This is a genomic window from Streptomyces sp. A 4/2 (assembly GCF_940670765.1).
Classification (GTDB): Bacteria; Actinomycetota; Actinomycetes; order Streptomycetales; family Streptomycetaceae; genus Streptomyces.
Map to the genome: position 1 here is coordinate 1 of NZ_CALNVW010000055.1, position 5,823 is coordinate 5,823.

The following is a 5,823-nucleotide window of genomic DNA, read 5'->3' on the forward strand; positions in this document are numbered from 1 at the left end:
CCCCCGTACAGCGACGCCTCGCGCGGCACCGGCGAAATCAGCAGTCGTCGACCAACCGGTCATCACCGCTCCCGCACGGTGGGTCCGTGAGGACGCGCAAGGGACGCAGACCGCAGCCCGCCCGCACTGCCGGTGTGCGTACACGAGGGCCGGCCGAGATGCCTACCAGACCCACATTGAGATGACCATGGGAGCCTGAACACGCGTGTTGTAGAGCTGGCTGGCCAGCTCCGGGAATCGGGCGAGCGGCTCCGGGAGCCGCAATCGAGTGGCTACGATCTGCGTATGGTCGAACACGAGACGGCGTTTCAGTCCCTGGACGGTACCGCGTTGTTCGGCACGGTCTGCTCGGCGGAAACGCCGGTCGGGACTGCGGTCCTGGTCCACGGGTCGGGGGTGACCCGGCAAGAGGGTGGCTTCTTCACGCGCCTGGCCGCCTGCCTCGCCGCCTCAGGGGTGACCAGTCTGCGGTTCGACCTGCGGGCGCACGGGGCCAGCGGTGGGCGCGAGTCGGAGCTGACGATCGCCTCGGTGACCAACGACATCCGCGCGGCCGGCGACCACCTGCGCGCACATACCGGCCACCTGGGCCCGGTGCACGTGATCGCCACCTCGTTCTCCGGCGGCGCCGCCGCACTGCACGCCGCCCACCGGCCCAACGAGGTCGCCAAGCTGGTACTGCTGAACCCGCGGCTGGACTACAAGGAGCGGTACGTCACCTCCCGGCCGGGCTGGTCGTATGACTACCTGTCCAAGGACATGGCCGCCCGACTGGACAAGCAGGGCTTCACCGAGAAGTCGCCGTTCGAACTTAACCGGACCCTGCTGAACGAGGTCTTCTACCTGGACACCCCGAGCATCCTCGCGGCGGTGCGGGCGCCGGTACTGATGGCGCACGGTACGGCGGACACTTTCGTGCCCATCGAGTCCTCCCGTCGGTACAAGGCGATGTTCGGCGGTCCGGTGGAACTGGTGGAGCTCGACGGCGCCCAACACGGCTTCGCCGTCCACGACGACCCTGAGTACCTGGACCCGCAGTCGCAGGCGTGGCAGCGCGAGGTCATCGGGAAGGTGAGCGCCTTCTTGGTCGGTTAGGCCATCACCAGCTCGCCCAGCCGCTGCCGGAACTCGCGTACGGCCGGGCGCTGGGCATACGGCGTGAGGTCATCGGCGGTGCGGTGTAGCTCGGCGAGTACCTGGCCGAAGCGGGCGCCGGAGGCGAGCGCCAGGGCCTCCATTGCAGTGGAGGCGGCCTCGTCCGGTTCGCCGGCCGCGACCAGGGCACCCGAGTACTGGGCGGTGAAGAACGCCCGGTCGCGGGGCGCGAACGCAGCCGTGGCGAGGTGTTCGCCGAAGAGGCTGACGGCCCGTTCGCTCTGGCCGGCTTCGCGGTAGCAGATCGCGCTCTGCACCATCAGCCGCTCTCTGGTGTAGCCGTCGCCGAGCGGACCGGTGCAGGTGGCGGGCCCGCTCGCGGGGGTGGCCTGACCGAGCGCGTTGTGCGCCTGGTCGAGCGTGCGGGCCACCTCCTCGATGCGGACGCCGGTGAGTGCCAGCGCCCTGGCCTGCTGCTGGAACGCTTCCGCGCGCGGTCCCGGTGGCAGCGTCCAGGGGCCGGCGGTGGCGGCGTGAGCGAGATCGAGCATTCTGGCCGCGCCGGTGCGGTCGGTGGCCTGGGCCTGGCGCAGTAGGACGTAGGCATGCATGGCACCGTCGCCGGTCAGTGTTGCCCACTCCTTCGCCTGGTGGTGCCAGTACGCGACGGCCGGGGCGGGGGCGCCGGCGTCGCGGTGCAGCCAGGCGGTCAACTCGGCACCCCGGGCGCCAAGGGCCAGCAGCTCGCGCCGCAGTCCAGGGACGGAAGTGCGGGCGGCGGAGTTGATCGCTGCGAGAATACCCAGCACGGTGGGCAGCGCCTCGCGTGGGCCGGCCAACCCGTCGGCGCGGGCGGCGTCGTCCAGCGCGGTCCGCAGGTGGCCGAGGAGTTCGCGGTCGCCGTAGCACCGGGCGCCGTGGGCGGCGGCGGTGAGGCGGTCCAGGGCCGTGAGGTCGAGCACCGGGGCGGTGCCCACCAGGCCCAGAAGTGTCCGTCGGCGCACGTGCTCCTCCACCTGTCGTCCGCTCCCTCCCGGGCGCCGTCCGGTTGGCCGGGCGGGCCGTCGAAAGCCGAGGTCCTCAAGCGGGCAACCGAACATCGCCTCCAGGACGCGCCGGGCGTCGCGGTTGGGCCAGGTCGACTCGCCCGACTCCCACCGCCTCACCTGCCGTACCGAGATCATGGCCTGCTCGCGCAGCTCGCGGGCCTTGTCCTCGTACGCGGCGGTGAAGTCCTCCTGGGTGTGCCAGCCGCGCTTGACGCGGGCGGCGACGATACGCCAGTTGGCGACGGCATGTTCGGGCATGGGCACCACCAGAATCCAGGACCGCCAAGGTAGCCATCATGGCAACCGTCAGCGAGGGAACAGTACCTATCTGTCACGGTGTCCGGTGAAGCGTCCGGTGATCCGGCCTCGACCCAGGCTTCGCATGACGGTGAACTGTGAGCACCGGACCGGCTCACCCGGCCGAGTCCCCAACACCCCCTCTACGCAAGGAGACCACCATGAAGACCACCGCGAAGGCCCCGGTCACCCTCGACCCCAAGAAGGTCGCCGCGATCCAGGCGAAGGTCAGCCGGCTCGTCGGCACCGGCGCGCTGACCGCCGCCCCGCACACCTACCACCACTGAAGTGATCTCCCGGAGGGCGGGACGGCTGGGGCCGTCCCGCCCTCCGGGGTCCTGCCCCGGTCCCGCACATCAAGGAGGCAATCCGTGGACACCCACCTGGAGCTGACGTTCCTGGGCCACCAGACCTGGCTGATCCAGGGTGGCGGCCACCGCGTCCTGATCGACCCCGTCCTCAAGCCGACGTTCGGCCTGCCCGGCCGTGCCGAGTGCCAGGTCTGGCCGCCGCGCGACATCGACGCGGGCCTGATGCCCCGCCCGGACGCCGTCGTGCTCACCCACGAGCACCTCGACCACTTCCACCTGCCTTCCCTGGACCTGCTGGACCGCCAGGTGCCCGTCTACAGCGGGCCCCTGTTGCCCGTCCCGGTAGAGGAGGCGATCGTCCGGCTCGGCTTCGAGGTCCGCCGCGTCGACCACACCCAGCCGATTGTGCTGGGCGACCTGGGCGTCACCCTCTACCCCGCCGGCGCCCAGACGCTCTTCTGGGAGGACCGCGTCGTCCAGCCCTGCCTGCGGGTCGGCGACGGCCCGGCCGTGTTCATCGCGGTGGACGCCGACCCCTCGGACCTGTACCTGCAGCAGGTTGCCGAGGGCGTGCAGCCCGTGCCGCGGATGGCCGTGGTCTCCAACAACTCTCAGATCGTGCCGCCCGGTATGCCCGCCTCCTCGATCAACCTGCTGCCTGGTAGGGACGGCACCCGCCACAAGACCGGCCTGAGCGTCCTCAACCAGTTGCTGCTCGAAGTGCTCGCCCCGCTCGACGGCGTCGCGGACGTGGCGCTGTGCGGCAACGGGTTCTTGCCGCCCGGCTCGCCGCACGGGCCGTTCCTCTACTCCGACCACCCGAAGATGGCCACGGCTGCCAACGGCCTGCAGAGTCTCTTCCACGTCCACGGCCCACGTCCGGGCGAGCGGTTGACCGTCCCGGCCTCTCCCGCGGAGAAGGTGACGTCGGACCAGGTCGGCTGGGTGCGGATCGACAACGACGTCGAGTACGAAGCGCTGGTCACCCACGCTGCGTTCCTGGCCGACCCCGGCGACGTCGAGCTCTCCCCGCTCGCCGAGCCGCCCGACGACGCTGACCAGGACCGAGCCCTGACGGTTGTGAAGGCGGAGCTGCCGCGGTTGGGCCGCGAACTGCTGGCCACCGGCACGGGGATGCTGGCGTGCAGCATCCCCGAGTACCTCTCCGGCCCGCTCGGCCCCCACCGCGCGGTGCTGCGGCTCAAAGACGGCCCTGGCGGCAAGCTCATGCAGTTCGCCTGGGACGTCGCCACCGCCGACTTCGTTCAGGTCGAGGCGACCGGTCGTGAGGAAGCGATGACCGCCTATCCGTTCGGTGCCGAGATGTTCTTCCAGGACTACCTTGCCCTGCTCCAGGGCCGCCTGCAGGTGTGGGACGTGGCTGGCGGCGCGATGGAGTGCTGGCACATCGGCCGCCCGCTGGACAGCCTCGTCTACGCCTTCTTCGGCATCTACGGTGAGCACCAGCGCCCCGACCTCGCCGCCCTGTCCTACGTGAACCTGGCCGCTGGTACCGCCGCGCCTACGGGAGCACAGTGACCACCGCCCCGGCCACCGCCGCCGAGGCGCTGACCGGGCTGGCCCGCATCCGCCCGGCCGGGTGGCTTGCCACCCCGATGCCCGCCGACCCCGTTGACCTTCTCGTACGCGCCCGCCAGGCCCTCGCGGCCGACCACCCCGGCGTGGACGGCAGGGTCAGCGTGGTCAGCGCCCGGTATACCGCTGCGGTGTTCACCGTGCACCGGCCGCCGCCGGAAGGCTCGCTGGTGCTCAAGCTCCACGCCGATGCGGCCGCGTACGCCGGGGAGACGCTGGCGTACGAGCTGCTGGCCGATACAGCCCCGGTCGCCCTGCTGTACGCGGAGGGCGAGGAGTCGCTGTCGCTGCTGCTGGAGTACCTGCCCGAGCCCGCTGACTGGAGCGGGGTGGCCATGCCTGCCGTGCTGGCCGAGCGGGTCGCCGCTGTCCACACGGCCTCACTACGGCTGCCCGGCGAGGCCGCCGGGGCGCTGGCCGGTTTCTCCGTCGACGCCCTGCGCGGTGCCCCGACCCCGGCGTGGATCACGGACCCGTCTGCGTTCGGTGAGGTGCTGGCCGCGCATTTGGACGCCTACGGCCCGCACTTGGTGCCGCTGGGCCACCTCGACCTCAAGCCCGAGCACCTGCGGCGACGCCCGGGTGGCGAGGTGGTGCTGCTCGACGTGGAAAGCGTGCGCCCGGACGTGACCGGGCTGATCGACCTGGTTACCCTGCCCGCCGTCCTGCGGCAGGCCGGGCACGAGCTCAGCCCGGACCGGGTGCTGGGCCTGTACCTGGACGCCACCGCCGCGCTCGGCGCTCACTGGACGGCTGGCTCACTGAAGTCCGCCCTGTGCGCGTACGCGGCGGCCACCGGATTGGAAGGCCTGCACGGCTTGGACCAGTGAACGCTGAAACGCCGACGCCCCGCTGAGTCCTGATGGTCAGCGGGGTGCCGGGCGTTTCGGCGCGTTCTACGGGCCCTCGATGCCGACGACTGTGCCGAATGGGTCGCGCAGTTGGGCAATGCGCCGGCCGGGCTCGATCGTCAGCGGGCCGCGGTGGTGCTCGCAGCCGGCCGCCAGCAGTCGCTTGCGGACCTGGTCGACGTCGTCCACACCCCAGTACACGACCGGGCTGCCGCCCCTGGGATTGCGCTCGTCGTCCACCGGGTGAAAGCCGACGTCGACGCTGCCGATCGCCACCCAGGCGTAGACGGCCCCGGTGTCGCTGACGTCGAGCTTCACGGGGACGTCCAGGAGCTCACCCCACCACCGGGCCGATGCCTCAGGGTCCACGGCGAAGGTCATCACGGTACGTACGGTGCTGAACACGGCCCACCTCCAGAGGAATACCTTACGAGTGCCGGATCCTGATTCCTGCGCTCCGCATGGGGTCCTGGAGCAGACGTCCAGGCGTCGTACCGCCAGCAGCCCCAATTTCCGCAACGACTCAGTGGAACCGGGACAACTGCGTGCGCCCACCATCCACGGGTGAACGGATCCCCGTGACGAACTGGCCTGCCGGCACGTGTGCTTGACCGTCAGCCGCTC

Annotated in this window: 6 protein-coding genes; 4 read left to right on the top strand and 2 right to left on the bottom strand. The window is 71.0% G+C overall.

The features are described from left to right. Positions 1-285 precede the first annotated feature (285 nt). Positions 286-1,095 carry an alpha/beta hydrolase gene (locus tag NBY69_RS34590; RefSeq protein ID WP_250306134.1) on the top strand — a complete coding sequence of 270 codons (810 nt, stop codon included), beginning with the start codon at positions 286-288 and terminating at the stop codon, positions 1,093-1,095. Here NBY69_RS34590 and NBY69_RS34595 read toward each other — a convergent pair. Next, positions 1,092-2,402, bottom strand: a complete 1,311-nt coding sequence (locus tag NBY69_RS34595; RefSeq protein ID WP_250306135.1) for an XRE family transcriptional regulator — start codon at positions 2,400-2,402, stop codon at positions 1,092-1,094. The genes NBY69_RS34590 and NBY69_RS34595 overlap by 4 nt on opposite strands. Before the next feature lie 200 nt (positions 2,403-2,602). Between NBY69_RS34595 and NBY69_RS37480 the strand changes: the two genes are divergently transcribed. The 3 genes from NBY69_RS37480 (at position 2,603) to NBY69_RS34605 (ending at position 5,178) form a co-directional block, all read left to right on the top strand. Then, entirely contained in the window at positions 2,603-2,728 is a 126-nt protein-coding gene (locus NBY69_RS37480) for a hypothetical protein (RefSeq protein ID WP_284350134.1), read from the top strand. Between the two features lie 84 nt (positions 2,729-2,812). Next, the gene (locus tag NBY69_RS34600) at positions 2,813-4,291 is read left to right on the top strand and encodes an MBL fold metallo-hydrolase (RefSeq protein ID WP_250306137.1); all 1,479 of its coding nucleotides are present in this window, start codon (positions 2,813-2,815) and stop codon (positions 4,289-4,291) included. After that, positions 4,288-5,178, top strand: coding sequence for a hypothetical protein (locus NBY69_RS34605; RefSeq protein WP_250306138.1), 891 nt, complete (start codon positions 4,288-4,290; stop codon positions 5,176-5,178). Before NBY69_RS34600 ends, NBY69_RS34605 begins: the two co-directional genes overlap by 4 nt. A 66-nt stretch (positions 5,179-5,244) precedes the next feature. On the opposite strand, the gene NBY69_RS34610 is transcribed toward NBY69_RS34605, so the two are convergent. Then, a complete protein-coding gene (locus NBY69_RS34610; RefSeq protein ID WP_250306139.1) occupies positions 5,245-5,604 on the bottom strand; it encodes a VOC family protein in 360 nt (119 codons plus the stop codon). Positions 5,605-5,823 lie beyond the last annotated feature (219 nt).

Coding starts and splice junctions, on each gene's coding strand:
- NBY69_RS34595 (WP_250306135.1), bottom strand. CDS start 2,402: ATGCCCGAACATGCCGTCGCCAACTGGCGTATCGTCGCCGCCCGCGTC.
- NBY69_RS37480 (WP_284350134.1), top strand. CDS start 2,603: ATGAAGACCACCGCGAAGGCCCCGGTCACCCTCGACCCCAAGAAGGTC.
- NBY69_RS34590 (WP_250306134.1), top strand. CDS start 286: ATGGTCGAACACGAGACGGCGTTTCAGTCCCTGGACGGTACCGCGTTG.